Below are 416 nucleotides of genomic sequence, written 5' to 3' on the forward strand. Positions count from 1 at the left end.
TGTGATGATAACGATCCTAACGAGTTCCCTGGTCAAACTTGGTACATCGGGGTGGATAATGATTCTGATACCTACTTCGGTAGTGTCACTTCGGTAACGGCTTGTGAGCAACCTGTTGGCTATTCGCTTACGGCACCTACTGCAGATGACTGTGATGATAACGATCCTAACGAGTTCCCTGGTCAAACATGGTACATCGGCGTGGATAATGATTCTGATACTTACTTCGGAAGTGTCACTTCAGTAACGGCTTGTGAGCAACCTGTTGGGTATTCGCTTACGGCACCTACTGCAGATGACTGTGATGATAACGATCCTAACGAGTTCCCTGGTCAAACTTGGTACATCGGGGTGGATAATGATTCTGATACCTACTTCGGTAGTGTCACTTCGGTAACGGCTTGTGAGCAACCTGT

The 416-nt window shown here is 47.1% G+C and carries 1 protein-coding gene; it reads left to right on the top strand.

Annotation, left to right across the window (positions count from 1 at the left end):
• Nucleotides 1-416, top strand: a 416-nt coding sequence (locus tag EYD45_RS16825) for a hypothetical protein (protein WP_207303326.1), incomplete at both ends; no start/stop codon positions are given.

It is taken from the genome of Hyunsoonleella flava (genome assembly GCF_004310325.1).
In the GTDB taxonomy this organism is placed as follows: domain Bacteria; phylum Bacteroidota; class Bacteroidia; order Flavobacteriales; family Flavobacteriaceae; genus Jejuia; species Jejuia flava.